The organism is Streptomyces sp. Ru62, assembly GCF_002920615.1.
Taxonomy (GTDB): Bacteria; Actinomycetota; Actinomycetes; order Streptomycetales; family Streptomycetaceae; genus Streptomyces.
In genome coordinates, this window is sequence record NZ_PQSU01000005.1 from 155,391 (window position 1) to 174,690 (window position 19,300).

General features: G+C 71.5%; 11 protein-coding genes and 2 pseudogenes. 3 read left to right on the forward strand and 10 right to left on the reverse strand.

What is annotated here, in order from left to right:
• Positions 1–41: 41 nt before the first annotated feature.
• The 5 genes from ffh to C3492_RS08770 form a co-directional block, all read right to left on the reverse strand.
• Complete coding sequence (ffh, locus tag C3492_RS08750; RefSeq protein WP_103811173.1) at positions 42–1,589, reverse strand: signal recognition particle protein; 1,548 nt, start codon at positions 1,587–1,589, stop codon at positions 42–44.
• A gap of 81 nt (positions 1,590–1,670) precedes the next feature.
• Positions 1,671–4,124 (reverse strand): [protein-PII] uridylyltransferase, encoded by a 2,454-nt coding sequence (locus C3492_RS08755; protein ID WP_103811174.1) that lies wholly within the window; start codon positions 4,122–4,124, stop codon positions 1,671–1,673.
• Positions 4,125–4,179: 55 nt separating this feature from the next.
• Positions 4,180–4,518: a P-II family nitrogen regulator gene (locus tag C3492_RS08760; RefSeq protein ID WP_030990174.1), complete on the reverse strand. Its 339-nt coding sequence runs from the start codon at positions 4,516–4,518 to the stop codon at positions 4,180–4,182.
• Positions 4,515–5,855, reverse strand: a complete 1,341-nt coding sequence (locus C3492_RS08765) for an ammonium transporter (protein WP_103811175.1) — start codon at positions 5,853–5,855, stop codon at positions 4,515–4,517. The genes C3492_RS08760 and C3492_RS08765 overlap by 4 nt, the downstream gene beginning before the upstream one ends.
• A gap of 352 nt (positions 5,856–6,207) precedes the next feature.
• Positions 6,208–7,686: a hypothetical protein gene (locus C3492_RS08770; RefSeq protein WP_103811176.1), complete on the reverse strand. Its 1,479-nt coding sequence runs from the start codon at positions 7,684–7,686 to the stop codon at positions 6,208–6,210.
• 458 nt (positions 7,687–8,144) lie between these two features.
• On the opposite strand from C3492_RS08770, the gene C3492_RS08775 reads away from it, so the two are divergent.
• Positions 8,145–8,807 (forward strand): bifunctional DNA primase/polymerase, encoded by a 663-nt coding sequence (locus tag C3492_RS08775; protein ID WP_103811177.1) that lies wholly within the window; start codon positions 8,145–8,147, stop codon positions 8,805–8,807.
• A gap of 96 nt (positions 8,808–8,903) precedes the next feature.
• Here C3492_RS08775 and ftsY read toward each other — a convergent pair whose 3' ends face one another.
• Entirely contained in the window at positions 8,904–10,106 is a 1,203-nt protein-coding gene (gene ftsY / locus C3492_RS08780) for a signal recognition particle-docking protein FtsY (RefSeq protein WP_103811178.1), read from the reverse strand.
• A 168-nt stretch (positions 10,107–10,274) separates the two neighbouring features.
• Here ftsY and C3492_RS08785 point away from each other — a divergent pair, with 168 nt between their 5' ends.
• Together C3492_RS08785 and C3492_RS46835 are read left to right on the forward strand one after the other, a co-directional pair.
• The gene (locus tag C3492_RS08785) at positions 10,275–11,726 is read left to right on the forward strand and encodes a cytosine permease (protein WP_103811179.1); all 1,452 of its coding nucleotides are present in this window, start codon (positions 10,275–10,277) and stop codon (positions 11,724–11,726) included.
• A gap of 338 nt (positions 11,727–12,064) precedes the next feature.
• Positions 12,065–12,702, forward strand: a pseudogene (locus tag C3492_RS46835) (LLM class flavin-dependent oxidoreductase); the annotation flags it as partial.
• On the opposite strand, the gene C3492_RS08795 reads toward C3492_RS46835, so the two are convergent.
• The 4 genes and pseudogenes from C3492_RS08795 to C3492_RS08815 all read right to left on the reverse strand — a co-directional run bounded on the left by C3492_RS08795 (position 12,586) and on the right by C3492_RS08815 (position 19,028).
• Entirely contained in the window at positions 12,586–14,004 is a 1,419-nt protein-coding gene (locus tag C3492_RS08795) for a sugar porter family MFS transporter (RefSeq protein ID WP_103811180.1), read from the reverse strand. The pseudogene C3492_RS46835 and the gene C3492_RS08795 sit on opposite strands and share 117 nt — an antisense overlap.
• Before the next feature lie 198 nt (positions 14,005–14,202).
• Positions 14,203–17,890, reverse strand: a pseudogene (locus C3492_RS08800) (AAA family ATPase).
• A gap of 271 nt (positions 17,891–18,161) precedes the next feature.
• Positions 18,162–18,365: a hypothetical protein gene (locus C3492_RS08810; RefSeq protein ID WP_031167290.1), complete on the reverse strand. Its 204-nt coding sequence runs from the start codon at positions 18,363–18,365 to the stop codon at positions 18,162–18,164.
• A 381-nt stretch (positions 18,366–18,746) separates the two neighbouring features.
• On the reverse strand, positions 18,747–19,028 hold the full coding sequence (locus tag C3492_RS08815; RefSeq protein ID WP_103811181.1) for an acylphosphatase: 282 nt from the start codon (positions 19,026–19,028) through the stop codon (positions 18,747–18,749).
• Positions 19,029–19,300: the final 272 nt, after the last annotated feature.

Here is a 19,300-nt window from a genome sequence, read left to right on the forward strand (position 1 = left end):
CTGTGGAAGGAGGCGCCCCCGGCGTTTCGTCCGAGCGGGACTCAGCCCATGAACTTCTTGAACTCGTCCGGCAGCTCGAAATCCTGACCGCCCTGCTGCGGCAGGCCGAAGGCGTTGGCGCCCTCCGCCGCGGCGGCCCGGCGTGCGGCCTCCTCCAGCTCCTGCTGCTTGCGCTTCATCGGGTTGCCGGAGCGCTGCTTGCCCTTGGCCTTCTTCTGCTGCTTCTTCTGCCGGCCGGGGCCGCCGCCCATGCCCGGGATCCCCGGCATGCCGGGCATACCGCCCTGGGCCATGCGGGACATCATCTTGCGGGCCTCGAAGAACCGCTCGACCAGGCTCTTCACCGCGCTGACCTCGACACCGGAACCACGCGCGATACGGGCGCGGCGGGAGCCGTTGATGATCGTCGGGTCCTGGCGCTCGGCCGGGGTCATCGACTTGATGATCGCGGCGGTGCGGTCGACGTCCCGCTCGTCCAGGTTGGCGATCTGGTCCTTGATCTGGCCCATGCCCGGGAGCATGCCGAGCAGCTTGCTGATGCTGCCCATCTTCCTGACCTGCTCCATCTGGGACAGGAAGTCGTCCAGGGTGAAGTCCTGGCCCTTCTTCGACGCCAGCTTCGAGGCCATCTTCTGGGCCTCTTCCTGGCTGAACGTCTTCTCCGCCTGCTCGATCAGGGTGAGCAGGTCACCCATGTCGAGGATGCGGGAGGCCATCCGGTCCGGGTGGAACGCGTCGAAGTCGTCCAGCTTCTCGCCGTTCGACGCGAACATGATCGGCTTGCCGGTGATCTGCCGGATGGACAGGGCCGCACCACCGCGGGCGTCACCGTCGAGCTTGGAGAGGACCACGCCGTCGAAGCCGACGCCGTCGCGGAAGGCCTCGGCGGTGTTGACGGCGTCCTGACCGATCATGGCGTCGACGACGAACAGGATCTCGTCGGGGCCGACCGCGTCCCGGATGTCCGCGGCCTGCTGCATCATCTCGGCGTCGATACCGAGGCGGCCGGCGGTGTCCACGATCACGATGTCGTGGACCTTGGACTTCGCGAAGTCGATGGAGTCCTTGGCGACCTTCACCGGGTCGCCGACGCCGTTGCCCGGCTCCGGCGCGTACACCGCGACGCCGGCGCGCTCGGCGACGACGCTGAGCTGGTTGACGGCGTTGGGACGCTGGAGGTCGGCGGCGACCAGCAGCGGGGAGTGGCCCTGCTCCTTCAGCCACTTGCCGAGCTTGCCCGCCAGGGTGGTCTTACCGGCGCCCTGGAGACCGGCCAGCATGATCACGGTGGGCGGCTGCTTGGCGAAACGAAGACGCCGGGTCTCGCCGCCGAGGATGGTGATCAGTTCGTCGTTGACGATCTTGAGGACCTGCTGGGCGGGGTTCAGCGCCCGGGAGACCTCGGCCCCGAGCGCGCGCTCCTTGACGTTCTTGATGAAGGAGCGCACCACGGGCAGGGCCACGTCGGCTTCGAGGAGCGCGATACGGATCTCGCGCGCCGTGGCGTCGATGTCCGCCTCGGAGAGCCGTCCCTTGCCGCGCAGGTTCTTGAAAGTCGCTGACAGGCGATCGGAGAGAGTGTCGAACACGGCGCTCGCGGTCCTCGGGGTCGGTGACGGTCTTGAAGGTCGCCCTCCAGGGTATCCCGGCGCCGCAAGCACCGGGGCAGGTCATCCGCGCAGCGTCTCCTCGACCACCCCCGCCAGCGACGCCGCGTCCCCGGCGGGCAGGGGCGCGTCCGCCCCCGTCGTGACATAGAACGCGTCCACCGCGTTGGAGCCCAGCGTGCTCACGTGCATGCTCCGGACCCGTACGCCCGCCTTCTCCAGGGCCATGCCGATGCGGTACAGCAGGCCCGGGGCGTCCTGGGTGCGGACCTCGATCACCGTGGCGTGGTGGGAGGCGGCCGGGGCGACCGTCACCCGGGGCGGTGGGGCGGTCCAGCCGCGGCGGCGCGGGTAGGCCGCGTCGCGCTCGGCGAGGCGGCCGGCGATGTCGAGGGTGCCGTCCAGGGCGCGGACCAGGTCGGTGCGCAGCCGGGCCGCCTGGGGCAGGGAGCCGTACTCGGCGGCGACCCGCCAGTTGAGCAGGAGGACGGTTCCGTCGTCGTCCACGTCGTCCGGCAGGCGCAGCGCGCGCAGTTCCGCCGTGCGGACGGTGAGGCGGTGCACGGCGAGGACACCGGCGACCGCGGGGAGGACACCGGGCTGGTCGGGTACGGCGATGAGCAGCTCCACGCCCAGGGGTTCCGGGTCGCCGGCCGGCTCCTCGTCGGTGACCGGTTCGGTCTGGGCGCGCAGGGCGAGGACCGGGCCGCCGGTGCGGTGGGCCTCGATGGAGAGGCGTTCCTGCTCGGCGGTGGGCGCGGCCGGCTCGGGCTCCTCGGGGGCGTCCCCGGCTAGGACGGCGGACACGCGTCGGACGAGGTCGGCGACGAGGGAGCCGCGCCAGGAGGACCAGGCGGCGGGGCCGGTGGCGAGGGCGTCCGCCTCGGTGAGGGCGTGCAGCAGTTCCAGGGTGCTCTGGCTGCGCACGGCCTCGGCGACCGAGCGGACGGTGGCGGGGTCGTCCAGGTCGCGCCGGGTGGCGGTCTCGATGAGCAGCAGGTGGTGGCGCACCAGCAGGGACAGCACGGCCACGTCCGAGCGGTCGAAGCCGATCCGTGCGGCGACGTCCTTGGCGATGATCTCGCCGGCCACCGAGTGGTCGCCGGGCCAGCCCTTGCCGATGTCGTGCAGCAGGGCGGCGACCAGCAGCAGATCAGGGCGGCTGACGCGGCGGGTGAACTCGGAGGCGCGGACCGCCGTCTCGATCAGGTGGCGGTCCACCGTCCACACGTGCACGGCGTTGCGCTGCGGCCGGCAGCGCACCCGCTCCCAGTCGGGCAGCAGGCGGGTGATCAGGCCCTCGGCCTCCAGGGCCTCCCAGACCTCGATGGTGGGGCGGCCGGAGCCGAGCAGGGTGACCAGCTGCTCGCGGGCCTCGGCGGGCCAGGGCGTGGGCAGGGGGCGTGCGGTGGTGGCCATGCGCCGTACGGCGTGCAGGGAGAGCGGGAGGCCGGCCTGGGCGGCGGCGGCCGCGGCGCGCAGCGGAAGCACGGGGTCGCGCTCGGGGCGTGCGGCGCGGGCGAGCACCACCTCGCCGTCCTGTTCCACCACGCCTTCGGCCAGGGGCGACCGTTCGGTGACCGGCTTGCCGCCGCCCATCATGGCGCGCAGACGCGGCCGGACGGCGCGCGCACGCAGTACGCGCCCCACTTCCCGCCAGGTCACGTCACTGGCGTACGCGATCACCCGCGCCGCTTCGTAGACCTGCCGCAGCAGGGTGTCGGCGTCGAGCAGCCCCAGCTCGGCGGCCACCTGGTCCTGTTCCTGGAGGGCGAGCCGGTCGGTGGCGCGGCCGGTGGCCAGGTGCAGGGCGTCCCGGACGTCGAGGAGACGGCGGCGGGCGTCGGCCAGGCCCTCGCGGGGTGCGTCGGCGAGCCAGGAGGCGGCGACGGCGCGCAGGGCGGTGGCGTCGCGGAGGCCGCCGCGGGCCTCCTTGAGGTCGGGTTCCAGCAGGTACTGCAGTTCGCCCTGGCGCGCGGCGCGTTCGGCGCACAGCTCCTGGAGTTCGGGGAGGCGCTTGGGGGCCTGGTTGCGCCAGTCGGCGAGGGTGGCGGTGCGCAGGCCGGCGGTGAGGGCGGGATCGCCGGCCAGGTGGCGGGCGTCCAGCAGGCCGAGGTGGACCTTGAGGTCCTCGCCGGCCGTCCTGCGGGCCTCGGCGGGGGTGCGGACGGAGTGGTCGAGGGCGAGGCCGAGGTCCCAGACCGGGTACCAGATCCGGTCGGCGAGGGCGGCGACCGCGCCGGGGTCGGAGCCGTCGTGGAGCAGGACGAGGTCGAGGTCGCTGCGCGGGGACAGTTCCCCGCGGCCGTAGCCGCCGACGGCGACGAGGGAGACGCCGTGTGCCGTGCCCGCCGCCGCGTCGAACAGTCCGGCGAGCCAGTCGTCGGTCAGTCCGGCCAGGGCGGCACGGCGCGGCGGCCCGGACCGCGCCCCCTCCGTGAGGAGGCGCAGCCGGGCCGCCGCGTAGCCGCCGGGTCCCGAGTCTTCCGTCTCTTTCCGCACATCCGTACCGGTCACCCAGCGACTCCTGTTCCGTTTCCCCCGACGTTCCCCTGAACCGGATTGTGCTGTGTCAGAGCGCGTCCGGCCCGCGCTCGCCCGTGCGGACCCGTACGGCGGTCTCGACGGGCAGCGACCAGACCTTGCCGTCCCCGATCTTGCCGGTGCGGGCCGCCTTGACGATGACCTCGATGAGCTGCTCGGCGTCGTCGTCCTCGGCCAGCACCTCGATGCGGATCTTGGGCACGAGGTCGACGGTGTACTCGGCGCCGCGGTAGACCTCGGTGTGGCCGCGCTGCCGGCCGTAGCCGCTGGCCTCGGTGACCGTCAGTCCGTGGACGCCGAAGGCCTGGAGGGCTTCCTTGATCTCGTCGAGCCGGTGGGGCTTCACGACGGCGGTGATGAGCTTCATGCGTCCACCTTCTTGTTCTGCGCGGCGGCCAGGGCCGGGGCGGAGAGGGAGCCGGTGACGCCGCCGCCGGCGCCGCTGAAGTCGTATGCGGTCTCGGCGTGCTCGGCCTGGTCGATGCCGGAGATCTCCTCGTCCTCGGTGACCCGCATGCCCAGGGTCTTGTCGAGGAGGAAGGCGAGGACGGCGGAGACGATCAGGGAGTAGGCGAGGACCGCGAAGACACCGGCGCACTGCTTCCACAGCTGGTCCCAGGTGTGGTCGCCGTAGAAGACGCCGGTGGCGGCGGACTGGCCCTTGCCGGTGGCGAAGAAGCCGATGAGCAGGGAGCCGATGATGCCGCCGACCATGTGGACGCCGACGACGTCGAGGGAGTCGTCGTAGCCGAACCTGAACTTCAAGCCGACGGCCGCGGCGCAGGCGACACCGGCGATGGCGCCGACGGCGATCGCGCCGAGCGGGGAGACGGCACCGCCGGACGGGGTGATGGCGACCAGGCCGGCGACCGCGCCGGAGGCGGCGCCGAGCGTGGTGAACGCGCCGTGCCGGATCTTCTCGTAGGCGAGCCAGGCCAGCATGGCGGCGGCCGTCGCGACCTGCGTGTTGACGAACATCAGCGCGCCGACGCCGTCGTCGTTGCCGAGCCAGGAGCCCGCGTTGAAGCCGAACCAGCCGAACCACAGCAGACCGGCGCCGAGCATGACCAGCGGGAGGCTGTGCGGGCGCATGGGGTCGCGCTTGAAGCCGACGCGCTTGCCGATGACGAGGATGACACCGAGCGCGGCCGCGCCGGCGTTGATGTGGACCGCCGTACCGCCCGCGAAGTCGATCACGCCGAGCTTGTAGGCCCAGCCGTCGGCGCCCCAGACCCAGTGGGCGACCGGGACGTAGACGATCGTGGCCCACAGGGCGACGAAGAGCGCCCAGGCGGAGAACTTGACCCGGTCGGCGAGGGCGCCGCTGATCAGGGCCGGGGTGATGATCGCGAACATCAGCTGGAAGACCATGAACACGAAGACCGGGATGGTGTAGCCGTCCCAGAGCTGCGTCAGGCCGATGTTGCTGAGGCCGATCCAGTCGGCGTTCCAGCCGAGCAGGCTGTTGCCCGTGCCGAAGGCGAGGGAGAAGCCGTAGAGGACCCACAGGATGGTGACGATCCCGAGGCTGATGAAGCTCATCATCAGCATGTTCAGGGTGCTCTTGACGCGGACCATGCCTCCGTAGAAGAAGGCCAGTCCCGGGGTCATCAGCATCACCAGGGCGGAACAGATGAGCATGAAGCCTGTGTTCGCGGACGACAGTTTGGGTGCGTCCGCCGCAAGCATGATGGCTGGTGCCATCGGCGTCTCCTCGTCGGTTGGTACGGCCCCGTGCGGGCGGTGCCTGAGCGGTCCGGTCGGGTGAGGGGTGGGCCGGTTATGCGCCACGAGACTGGCGCAGCGCGGTTTCGGTGGAAGCCCCTCGTTGTTTCGCCGGGGTGACGAAGGCGCCCTGTGTGTTACGCGTCGATGAAGTGCGGGGTGCCGGGGCCGCGCGATCGTTATCGTGGCGCAACCTTCCGCGCGGTACCCGCGCGGAGACAGCGGAGACACAAGCCGGCCGCGGCGGGCCTTCCGATGACCTGGCATGGGGGAGCCGAGTCGGGCAGTTCGGGAGGACCGGCCGCGGCCGGGGTCCGGGGTGCTGTGGCGGTCAGACGGCTTCGGCGGTCTCCGGCAGGTCGACGGCGAGCTGGTCACTGAGGTCGATCACGGCGGCGAGGTCGCCGTAGTCGCGGACGGCCGTGTCGACCGTCTTTCGGATACGAGTGTTCACACGCTCGGAGCGGACCTTCTTGGCGATCTCCATGGCGCGTGTGGCATAGGTCGTGCTCTCCTCGGGCTCGCGCTGGAGCAGGTGCACGGTGGCCATGCCGATGAGGTTGAGCGCGTACGACCGCTGGTGCTCGGAGTCGTCGGCGAACAACTGCACGGCCCGCCGCATCAGCGGCTCGGCGAGGGAAGCGTAGGTGGGGCTGCGTCCGGCCACGTAGGCGAGGTCGCGGTAGGAGTGGGAGTTCTCGCCGTAGAGCTCGGCCTCGGAGAAGAAGCGGATCCAGTCGGGGTCGGGCTCGTCCCACTCGTCGACCTCGGCGAAGGTGTCCTCGGCCATGCGGACGGCCCGCTTGGTCTTGCCGGGCTGGCCCATGTTGGCGTAGGCGCGGGCCTCCATCGCATACAGCATGGACTGGGTGCGCGGGCTCGCGCAGTCGCGGCTGCCGTACTGGGCGAGGTGGATCAGCTCCAGGGCGTCCTCGGGCCGGCCGAGGTGGATCATCTGGCGGCTCATGCTGGAGAGGATGTACGAGCCGAGCGGCTTGTCCCCGGCTTCCTTGGCCGCGTGCAGGGCGAGCACGAAGTACTTCTGGGCGGTGGGCTGGAGGCCGACGTCGTACGACATCCAGCCGGCCAGCTCGGCCAGCTCGGCGGCGACCTTGAACAGCTTGCGGGTGGTGGCCTCGGGCTGGGGCTCCTGGAGCAGGTCGGTGACCTCGTGCAGCTGGCCGACGACCGCCTTGCGGCGCAGGCCGCCGCCGCACTGGGCGTCCCACTGGCGGAACATGCGTGTGGTGGACTCCAGCAGCTCCAGCTCCGGCCGGGACAGCCGGCCCGGCCTGCGCGCGTCGAGGGCGCTCTGGGGGTCGGGCGGGGCCGGGGAGGCCGGGGTGGGGACGAGCCAGCGCTGCATGGGCTCGATGAGGGAGGGGCCGGCGGACAGCGCGAGCGAGGTCCCGAGGAAGCCGCGCCGGGCGAGCATCAGGTCGCTGCGGGAGAACTCGCCGAGCAGGGCGACCGTCTGCGGGCCCGTCCAGGGCAGGTCGACTCCGGAGGCGGCGGGCGACTGGCGGGCGGCGCGCAGGCCGAGGTCCTCGATGGAGACGACACAGCCGAAGCGCTCGGAGAACAGCTCCGAGAGGATGCGCGGGATGGGTTCGCGCGGGTTCTCCCCGTCCAGCCAGCGGCGCACCCGCGAGGTGTCGGTGGAGATGTGGTTGGCACCCAACTGGCGGGCTCTGCGGTTCACTTGGCGGGCCAGCTCACCCTTGGACCAACCGCTGCGCACGAACCACGAACCGAGCAGCTCGTTGGGGCGCTTGTCAGCGTGTGTCCCGCTTCCGCCGTTGCCGCCCACTGGAACGCCCCCATCCCTGAGACCACTTGTCGCCCGATGCGCCAAGCCCTATCAGAATGCCGGTAAATACGGCCTCCCGTCCGCCGGTTCTCACCCTTCGAACGGTTTGACTACTTGCCTCCGGCATACCCGCGAGTGCATGTGCCACGGGGACTCGCACACTCACAGTAATCCTACGATCACCCGTCCAACCACAGGGATCCCTGAAACGCCACCATTCGCCACCCCTTCGAATGAACTCACGGTGGCCCGCGCGCGATTCACTTGACATAGGACGGCCGGAAGTGGGCGGAGTGATGCACCCAGGGGCGCGTATCCCTCCGGTGCGCCACCCTCCGCACCTCAAGGCGCCGCCTTAGCACCGCGTCGCCGCGGGGAGGCGGAGCCGTAGCGTTACGTTCCGCTTCCGTCTCGCTCCGTGGCGTAACCACCGGCGCGCTGGACCCGTTGGAGGGGGCATGGGCTTCACGATCGGCGGCATCCGCGAGATCCGTTCCGGCACGCGTCGGCGCGGCCGGTCCGCCGAGTGCACCGCCGTCGCCGAGTTCACCGGGCTGTGGGGCTGGGACGTGGTGCCGGGGGCGCGGGCCGCCGGGGGCGCCTGCTCGTGCGGGCGGTCCGACTGCCCGGCGCCGGGCGCGCATCCGCTGGGCTTCGCGCCGTCCGTTCCGGCCGGGGCCACCCTGGACGAGGTGGGCAAGGCCTGGTCGGAGTTCCCGGGCGCCTCGGTGATGCTGCCGGTGGGCCGGGCCTTCGACGTCATCGAGGTCTCGGAGCCGGCCGGCCGCCGCGCCCTGGTCCGCCTGGAGCGGATGGGCCTCCCGCTCGGCCCGGTGACCGCCACCCCCGACGGCCGCGCCCACTTCTTCGTCGCCCCCGGCGCCGCCGCCGACCTCCCCCGGCTGCTCTACCGCATGGGCTGGGACGACCCGGGCGCGCTGGACCTGCGCGGCCTCGGCCCCGGCACGCACATCACCGCGCCACCCTCCGACCGGGGCGGCCTGGGCCCGGTGCGCTGGCTGCGCCCGCCCGCGCTGGACTCGGCGACGCGGCCCCCGGCGGCGCGGCTGCTGCTCGGCACGCTGGCGTACGTGGCCCACCGCTCGCGGGCCAGGGCGTAGGCGGGCCCGCCAGGACGAAGCTCCCGTCCCCGACTGCACCTCGGGGCGGGAGCTTCTTGGTGACCACGCGGCCACCCGACGGTGTCCGCGGGTGGTTCACTCTCCGATCAGCGCATCCACGAACGCCTCCGGCTCGAACGGCGCGAGGTCGTCCGCGCCCTCGCCGAGCCCCACCAGCTTCACCGGCACGCCCAGCTCGCGCTGGACGGCGATGACGATGCCGCCCTTGGCCGTACCGTCCAGCTTGGTCAGCACGATGCCGGTGATGTCCACGACCTCGGCGAACACCCGGGCCTGCACCAGGCCGTTCTGCCCGGTGGTGGCGTCCAGGACGAGCAGCACCTCGTCCAGCGGCGCGTGCTTCTCGACCACGCGCTTGACCTTGCCCAGCTCGTCCATGAGGCCGGTCTTGGTGTGCAGGCGGCCGGCGGTGTCGATGAGGACGACGTCGACCCCCATCTCCTTGCCCTCCTTGACCGCGTCGAAGGCGACGGAGGCGGGGTCGCCGGCCTCGGGGCCGCGCACCGTGTAGGCGCCCACGCGCTCGCCCCAGGTCTGGAGCTGGTCGGCGGCGGCGGCGCGGAAGGTGTCGGCGGCGCCGAGCACGACACTGCGGCCGTCGGCGACGAGCACGCGGGCGAGCTTGCCGGTGGTGGTGGTCTTGCCGGTGCCGTTGACGCCGACGACCATCACGATGCCCGGCTTGCGGTCCTCGGGCTCGGTCCTGACCGTGCGGTCGACATCGGTGCCGATCAGCTTGAGCAGCTCCTCTCGGAGCAGGCCACGCAGCTCCTCGGGGGTGCGGGTGCCGAGGACCCGGACGCGTTCACGCAGGCGCTCGACCAGCTCCTGGGTGGGCTGCACGCCGACGTCGGCGGTGAGCAGCGTGTCCTCGATCTCCTCCCAGGTGTCCTCGTCCAGGTGCTCGCGCGAGAGCAGCGTGAGCAGACCCTTTCCGAGGGCGTTCTGCGAGCGGGACAGGCGGGTGCGCAGGCGGACCAGCCGGCCTGCGGTGGGCTCCGGGATCTCGATCTCGGGAGCCTCGACCACGGGAGGCTCCTCGACGACGACCGGTGCGGGGCCGCCGGGAAGATCCACCTCCTCGATCGTCCGGCGCGGTTCGTCGCGCGGCGTCTCGGCTTCGTCGCCGACGTGCGGCTCGGCCGGGGGCGCGGTGATGTCGGGCGCTTTGGGGGGCGGCGGGGGCAGCGGCTTCCGGCGCCGGCTGCCCACGATCAGCCCGCCGAGCGCGCCGAGCACGACCACGGCGATGACTACAGCAAGGATGACGGTTTCCATAACGCGTCCAGTATCGGCCATGGGGTGTCCACGGACCCCGTTTGTGGCTTCGTCCGAGAGACAAACGCCACGTATCGCTAGGAGTGGGAGCAAAGTACGATGGTGGGCGCGCTGTTGACGCGCGTAGAGTCCCCTCGTCCCTGTCCCCCCACGTCTGGCACCTCTTTCATGACGAAAACCGTCGAGACCGAAGGCGCTCTCGAAACGCGCGGTATCGAGCAGGTCCCCGACCACGAGCGCACGGCGAAGACCCGGGAACTGTTCCCCACCTGGGTCGGTGCGAACATCAGCGTGCTGCTGCTGACGATGGGCGCGAGCCTGGTCGTCGCATACCACCTGAACATCTGGCAGGCGCTGGTCGTCGCGGTGGCCGCACCGATCGTGTCGTACGGCCTCGTCGGCCTGATCGGCATCGCGGGCAAGCGGGGCGGCGCGCCCGGCATGGCGCTGTCGCGGGCGGTCTTCGGGCAGCGCGGCAATCTGCTGCCCGGTTCGCTGATCTGGGTCGCGCGCTGGGGCTGGGAGACGATCAACGCGGTGACCGGCGCCTACGCGATGCTCACCATCCTGGACATCCTGTTCGGCATCAAGGCGAACAGCGTGCTGGACATGGTGACGCTGCTGGTGTTCGTCGTCGCGACCTTCGCGATCTCCGGGCTCGGCATCAACGCCGTGCAGCGGTGCAACAAGTACGCGACCTACCTCTTCGGTGTCTTCTCGGTGCTGGTCCTGGCCTATCTGGTGGCGAACACCGACTGGTCGAAGGTGATGGACCACAGCGCCGGTTCCACGGCCGCGGTGATCACCGGCATCGGCATGATCGCGGCGGGCGGTGTGAGCTGGATCCCGTCCGCCCCGGACTTCACCCGCTACCTCCCGCGCACGGCCTCGTCCAGGGCGATCGTGGGTACGGCGGTGGGCGGCGCCGGTGTCGTCGTGCTGCCCATGGTCCTGATGGGCGCCGTGATGGCGGTCTCGACGCCGGACCTGGCCTCGGCGAGCGACCCGGTGTCCTTCCTCGGCGAGATCCTGCCGACCTGGATCGCCGTGCCGTACCTGTTCATCGCGCTGATCGGCATGCTGCTGATCAACTCGATGTCGATGTACTCGGCGGGCTTCACCGCGCAGACCCTGGGCTTCAAGGTGCCGCGGCACTGGGCGGTCTCGGTCAACGCCGTGATCTCGCTGGTCTTCGGCGGGGTGCTGATGCTGGTGGCGACGAGCTTCATGGGCTCGTTCATCGCCTTCCTGTCGCTGCTGGCGGTCGCCTTCTCGGCCTGGGTCGGGGTGTTCGGCGCGGACATGTTCCGCCGTACGGAGTACGACGGCCGGGCCATGGCCGACACCACCCGCACCAGCGCATACTGGCACAAGGGCGGCTTCTCCCCCGCGGCCGTGGCCGCCTGGGCGGTCGGCCTGGTGTCGGGCCTGATGTTCACCACCTCGGACTGGTTCACCGGACCGCTCGCGACGAACAACGTGATCGGCGAGTACGGCCTCGGCTGGGTCGCGACGATCGTCATCTCGGGCGGCCTGTACCTGGCGCTGCCGAAGCCGGCGACGGCCCGCCCGGCCTCCTCGGCCGAGCCGGCCGAGGACCGCACGACCGTCGGCGTGTGACGCGCCTCGGCCGGACGGGTCGCTCCCGCGCCCGGAGGGACTGTCGCCTGCCCCGGACAGGCCGCTCTTGTACAGGGCGGCACTCGCCCGGAAGCGCAGCCGGCCGCACCGGTCCCGGGTCTCCTCGTCGGCGTCGTCCGCACAGCAGCAGTGGCGGGCCGGCCAGCGCAGATCGTCCGGTTCCAGCCAGAGGGCGACCCGGCCGCGCTCGGCCTCGGCCCGGCGATCCGTGGGCACGGGTTCGGTCATCCCGCGAGCCTGCCTGCCCGCCCCCGGCCATCTGACGCACCGTCAGCGAGGGTCCCCCTCCACCGCAGCGCACCGGAGGGGACCTTCGCATGCCCGTCACGGTCGTACGTCTCCATCTCGTCGCGCCCGGCGCCGGTCCCGCCGCCCTCTCCGCCCGGTACCGGGCCGCGTACGCGGACGAGCACGGGATCAGCACCGCGCGGACCGAGGAGCACCCGGGTGCCGACGACCACTGGCTGCCGTCGCCGTTCGCCTTCGCGGGCGCGGTGTTCGGCGTGACCCGCCGGATCGCGGTGACGGTGTCGGCGGTTGTCGGCCCGCCGCACGACCCGCTGCCGACGGCGGGGGCGATCGCCGTGCTGGACCTGCTCAGCGGCGGCCGGCTGGTGACCGTGGCCGGGATCGGATACCGGCTGCAGGAGTACGCCCTGTTCGGCGTGGACTGGCACCGGCGCGGCCGGCGCTGGAGGGCTGAGCCGGGCCGTCCGGCCGTACGACACCGCCGCCCCCGGTCCGGGCAGTGGCCGGGCCGGGGGCGGCGGACGGTTCGAGGAGAGGGCAGCGGGGACTTGGCCCTTCTCCCCGAGTTCGGGGGGCCTCGCTACGAGGCTCAGCCCATCTCCTCCAGGGACTTGCCCTTCGTCTCCTTGACGAACTTCAGGACGAACGGGATGGAGAGCGCGGCGAACACGGTGTAGATCACGTAGGTGCCGGAGAGGTTCCAGTCGGCCAGCGACGGGAAGCTCGCGGTGATGGCCCAGTTGGCGATCCACTGCGCGGCGGCGGCCACGCCCAGGGCGGCGGCACGGATCTTGTTCGGGAACATCTCGCCGAGGAAGACCCAGACGACCACGCCCCAGGAGAGGGCGAAGAAGAGGACGAACACGTGGGCGGCGATCAGGGCGACCCAGCCCTGGGTGCTCGGCAGCTTGCCGTCGACCAGGTGGTAGCTGAACGCCCAGGCCTCCAGGGCCAGGCCGACGACCATGCCGACCGAGCCGATGAGGGCGAGCGGCTTGCGGCCGACGCGGTCCACGAAGATCATCGCGATCACGGTGCCGATGATGTTGATGATCGAGGTCGTGAAGGAGTAGAAGAACGAGTCCGTCGGGTCGACGCCGACCGACTGCCACAGCGTCGAGGAGTAGTAGAACGCGACGTTGATGCCGACGAACTGCTGGAAGACCGACAGGCCGATACCGACCCAGACGATCGGCTTGAAGAAGAAGGAGCCGCCGAGCAGGTCCTTGAAGCTGGACTTGTGCTCGCTCTTCATCGCCAGCTCGATCTCGGCGACGCGGGCGTCCAGGTCGATGTCCTTGCCCTCGACCTCGGCGAGGATCTCACGGGCGCGGTCGTGCTTGCCGACGGAGAGCAGGAAGCGCGGGGACTCGGGGATCGCGAAGGACAGCAGGCCGTAGAGGACGGCCGGGATGACCATCACGCCCAGCATGACCTGCCAGGCCTCCAGGCCCATCAGCTTGCCGCGCTGGTCGCCGCCGGCGGCGTTCAGCAGGCCCCAGTTGACCAGCTGCGAGATGGCGATGCCGACGACGATCGCGGCCTGCTGGAAGGAGCCGAGCCGGCCGCGATAGGCGGGCGGGGCGACCTCGGCGATGTAGGCCGGGCCGATGACGGAGGCCATGCCGATGGCGAAGCCGCCGACGATGCGCCAGAAGGCGAGGTCCCACAGCGCGAAGGGCAGCGCGGAGCCGACGGCGCTGATGGTGAAGAGGACGGCGGCGATCTGCATGCAGCGGATGCGGCCGATGCGGTCGGCGATGCGGCCGGCGGTGGCGGCGCCGATGGCACAGCCGATCAGGGCGATCGCGATGACCTGGGCGAGGGCGGCGGACCCGATGTCGTAACGGCCCCGGATGGCCTCGACGGCGCCGTTGATGACGGAGCTGTCGTAGCCGAAGAGGAAGCCGCCCATGGCGGCAGCCGCCGCGATGAAGATGACGTGCCCGAGATGATCGGGGTGAGCCGTCCTGGCTCCTGACTGAGGTGCCTGCGCTGTGCTGGTCACGTGTAACTCCTCGGGCCACGGCAGCGCTGCCGCGGGTATGGGGCCCTTACAGGTAGGACCTGAAGGTAAAAGCAACGTTGCAGAGACTATGCCTTCAAGTTTCGAAGTCAATACTTCAACAGCTGTGAGTTTTCAGATATGCCCAAAGCACTCCGTGTTCACTTCTTGAACACAGAGTCAGTTGATCTTGGAGTGGTGCTACCGAAGGCGCTGGGAGATGACCTTCGAGACGCCATCGCCCTGCATGGACACGCCGTAGAGCGCGTCGGCGACCTCCATCGTCCGCTTCTGGTGCGTGATCACGATCAGCTGCGAGGTCTCCTGCAGCTCCTGCATGATCCGGATCAGCCGCTGGAGGTTGGTGTCGTCCAGCGCGGCCTCGACCTCGTCCATGACGTAGAAGGGGCTCGGCCGGGCCTTGAAGATCGACACCAGCAGCGCGACGGCCGTCAGCGAGCGCTCGCCGCCCGAGAGCAGGGAGAGCCGCTTGACCTTCTTGCCCGGCGGCCGCGCCTCGACGTCCACGCCCGTGGTCAGCATGTTGTCGGGGTCCGTCAGGATCAGCCGGCCCTCGCCACCCGGGAAGAGGCGGCTGAAGACTCCCTCGAACTCCCGGGCGGTGTCCCGGTAGGCCTCGGTGAAGACCTGCTCGACGCGCTCGTCGACCTCCTTCACCACCTGGAGCAGGTCGGCGCGGGTCTTCTTCAGGTCCTCCAACTGCTCGCTGAGGAACTTGTGCCGCTCCTCCAGCGCCGCGAACTCCTCCAGCGCCAGCGGGTTGACCTTGCCCAGCTGCTGGTACGCCCGCTCGGCCGCCCTGAGCCGCTTCTCCTGCTCGGCCCGCACGAAGGGGCGCGGCTGGTTGCGCGGATCGTCCGGGTCCTCGGGCAGCTGCTCGCCGTCGGCGGGGGGCGAGGGCGGCACAGGCTGGTGCGGCCCGTACTCCGCCACCAGACCCTCCGGCTCGACACCCAGCTCCTCCAGCGCCCTGGTCTCCAGCTGCTCGATGCGCAGCCGCTTCTCGGCGCCGAGTACCTCGCCACGGTGGACCGAATCCGTCAACTTGTCGAGTTCGGCCTTCAGTTCACGGCCCGCCGCACGGGCGGCGGCCAGCTCTTGCTCGCCCCGGGCCTTGGCGGCCTCGGCGGCGGAACGCTCCTGCTCCGCCCGGGCGAGGGACACCTCGACGTGCGCGAGCAGCTGCCGGGCGCCGGAGGCGACGGCTTCCGCGACCGCCGCCTCGTGCCGCAGCCGGGCCCGGCGCTGCTCGGCACGCGCGCGTGCCTCGCGTTCGGCGCGGGCCGCCCGGTCGAGCGAGTCGGCGCGTCCGGCGAGCCCCTTGACCCGCTCCTCGTGCGTACGGACCTGGAGGCGGGCCTCCATCTCGGTCTGCCGCGCGTTGGCCCCGTCGGCGGCGAGCCGGTCGCGCACCGAGGTGTCCGGCTCCTCCTCCACCGGCATCTCCTCGGCCACGGCCAGCCTCTCGGCGAGTTCCTCGGCCTCCTGTACGGCCTTCTCCAGCGCCTCCTGCGCGCGGGCCGCCGCCGCGGCCGACCGCTCGGCCTCCCCGGCGGCGCCGCGCGCCTGTCCGGCGAGCCGGCCGAGCTGCTGCGCCACGGCCGACTTCTCCCGGTCGGCGGCCCGTCGCCGCTCCCCCAGTTCCTCGACCAGGGCGGCGGCCCGCTCGCGGTGCTCGGCCGCGGCCCGCAGGGCCTCGGCCAGCCCCCCGGCAGCGCACCTCCAGCTCGGCCAGCTCGGCCGCGGCCTCGTCGACGGACGCCTGCACCTCCAGCAGGCTGGGCGCACCCGCCGAACCGCCGTGCGCGAAGTGAGCGCCGAGGAGGTCGCCCTCGGCGGTGACGGCGGTCAGCTCAGGGTGTGCGTGGACCACGGCCTCGGCGTCGTCGAGGGTGTCGACCACCACGATGCCGGCCAGGAGGCGGCGGACGGCGGGCATCAGCTCGGCTGGGCCGTGGACGAGGTCGGCGGCGGGCCGGTGGTCGGGGGCGGGGAGGGGGGCGGTGGGTCGGTGGTCGGGTGCGGGAGCGTCGTGGTTGCTCGCGCCGTTCCCCGTGCCCCCTTGGGGCGCTGATCCGCCGTGGTCGCGCGTCGGTTCGTCGTGGTTGCTCGCGCCGTTCCCCGCGCCGCCCTGGGGCGCGTTCTCCGGGGCTCCTGCGAGGAGGAGGGTCGCTCGGCCGCCGTCCTGTTTGCGGAGGAGGTTGATGGCCTCGGTCGCCGCCGCGGGGTTCGTCACGGCGATGGCGTCCGCCGCTGTTCCCAGGGCCGCTGCCAGCGGGATCTCGTAGCCCGGTGTGATCGTCAGCAGCTCCGCCGCGGGGCCGAGTACTCCGGTGAGGCGGTCCCGGGCGCCGAGCAGTATGCCGGTGCCGTCCTTCCGGCGGAGGCCCAGCGCCAGCGCCTCGTGGCGGGCCCGGGTCGCGGCGCGGCTGCGCTCGGCGGCGGTCAGTGCCTCACGGGCCGCGGTCAGGGCGGCCTCGGCCTCGGCCAGCTCCCGTTTCGCCGTCTCGTGCTGTTCGGCCAGGTCGGCGTCGCCGGCGTCGAGGCCGTCGACCTCGGCCTGGAGGGCCTCGTACTCCTCCTGGGCGCGGACGGCACGTTCCTGTGCCTCGTCGCGGGCCGTGGCCAGCCGGTCGATCTCGGCCTGGGCGGAGGCGGCGCGCGAGCGGGCCGCGTTGACCTGCCCCGAGAGGCGGGCCAGCCCTTCGCGGCGGTCCGCGATGGCGCGGGCGACGTCCTTCAGCCGGCGTTCCTCGGCGGCCAGCTCGCGCTCCAGTTCGGCCCGGTGGGCGACGGTGTCGTCCAGAGCCCGCTGGGCCGCTTCCAGGGCGGCCTCCAGCTCGGCCTCCTGCTCGCGGACGCGGGCGGCCTCGCGCTCCAGGTCCTCCGGGTCCCGGCCGCGCCGCTCGTCGGGGGGCGCGGAGGTGGCGCTCTTGACCCGGGCGTCGGCCAGCGAGACCGTGCCGCGCACGCGCTCGGCCAGCTGGGACAGCTCGTACCAGGTCTGCTGGGCCCGCTGGAGACGCGGGGTCAGCCGGCGTACCTCGTCCTCCAGCAGGGCCTCGCGGTGGAGGGCCTTCTTCAGCTCCTGCTCGGCGGTCTCCTTGCGCTCCTTCAGGGCCGCCTCGTCGGCGATCTCGGCCTGGAGGGCTTCGCACAGGCGGACCAGGTCGTCGGCGAGGAGCCGCAGGCGGGCGTCACGGAGGTCGGCCTGGATGACGGCGGCCCTGCGGGCGACGGCGGCCTGCCGGCCGAGGGGCTTGAGCTGGCGCCGCAGCTCGTCCGTCAGGTCCTGCACGCGCGCGAGGTTGGCCTGCATCGCGTCCAGCTTGCGGAGCGCCTTCTCCTTGCGCTTGCGGTGCTTGAGGACGCCGGCCGCCTCCTCGATGAAGGCGCGGCGGCCCATGGGGTCGGCGTGCAGGACCGAGTCGAGCTGGCCCTGGCCGACGATGACGTGCATCTCGCGGCCGATGCCGGAGTCGGAGAGCAGTTCCTGGATGTCGAGGAGACGGCAGGTGTCGCCGTTGATCTGGTACTCGCTGCCGCCGTTGCGGAACATGATCCGCGTGATGGTGACCTCGGCGTACTCGATGGGCAGCGCGCCGTCGGAGTTGTCGATGGTCAGGGACACCTCGGCCCGGCCGAGCGGCGGGCGGCCGGTGGTGCCGGCGAAGATGACGTCCTCCATCTTGCCGCCGCGCAGCGACTTGGCGCCCTGTTCGCCCATGACCCAGCTGAGCGCGTCCACGACATTGGACTTGCCCGAGCCGTTCGGTCCCACGACACACGTGATGCCCGGTTCGAACCGGAGCGTGGTCGCCGAGGCGAACGACTTGAACCCGCGGAGGGTCAGGGCCTTGAGGTGCACGCCGCTGGACTCTACCCGCCGCCGCTATCTCACTCCATGAACCCTCGCAACCGCGCGGTTTCGCTGGTGACCATGCAGGGCACACCAGATGTTGAAGAGCCTGAAAGGATGCGCGGGCCAACGAGCGGCGGGGGAAGACCGGGGGAAAGAACGAAGGGACGCCGAAGCGTCCCTTGCAACTCTGACGGCTGGATCTCAGCCGTCCGATCAACTGAGCGGTTGATACGGGCAGCCCGATCGCTGCGACTGCTGTCGTGGAGCGATGCAACGATCAGGTGAGCGCAGGCTCCGCCTGGTGTGCGTCGATGCTCTCCATGATCCTGTCCTGAGAAGCGGCAGCCGACAGCGCTTCGTTCTCCGCCTGGATCCGTACGAGCTCGGACTCCAGGTCCTGGACGCGCTGCTGCAGCCGTCGCATCTCGGCGAGGAGTCGAGGGTCGGAGCCGCCGACGTAACCGAGAAGCGCCTTTGCCATGATGGATGGTCCTCCACACTGAGTGACCGACCGATGCGGTGTGGGTCGTGAGGGATTCGCACCCGTGGTGCTTGGCACATCCGGGTGTTGCTCTGGTGTTGCTCCATGCCAAACAGCTAAGGTGCGCGGGGCTTTCAGCGTCTCACCAAAAAGTTTGACGGTCAACACGATCACGCCCTGTATTGGCGGGCAAACCGGGGCGCGCGGCCGGTGAAGCGGCGGCGCTGCGACTCCTCCGGACCCTCAGGGCGTGGCGACCAGCAGTAAAAGCGGAGCCTGCCATGCCACGCCCGTCTTGGCAACCACCAGGGCGTTTCCGTCTCCCGCATGTGCCCCTGGCAGCTTGCCACGCCCCGTCGCCCAGGACCGGGCCCCTCCGGATCAGCGGATGGCGAAGCCGTCGTAGCCACCGCGCGGTGTGTCCCAGATCTCGGTGACACCGTCCACGTGCCCGGGCGTGTCGCTGCCCTGGAGCCAGGCCAGCAGCCCCTCGCACCCCTCCCGCGACCCCTCCGCGACCACCTGGACCCGGCCGTCGGCCAAATTGAGAGCAAAACCACTCAGCCCGCCGATCTCCAGCGCCTTGGCGCGCGTGAACCAGCGAAATCCCACGCCCTGCACGCGTCCACGCACCCAGGCGACCAGTCGCACTTCCTCGCTCATGGGTGCAACCTAACCGGCCGGTGCCGACCGGTGTCGGCCGGGCCACATCGTCCCCGAGCGACATCGGGTACCGTCCGGAACCAATCCATCTCATACAAAACTCACTCGATCGAGTGAGTCGGGTTGGCCAGAGGGAGTCACTCGCCACGAGTCGCTCGCCGGGAACTCACTCGCCGTGCAGGCGCCGGTCGACCGCCAGGCACGAGGAAGAGGGCAAGGACATGGGACGCCACCGACGCTCCGCCGCCGGCCGCGCCGCCACGGGCCGCGCC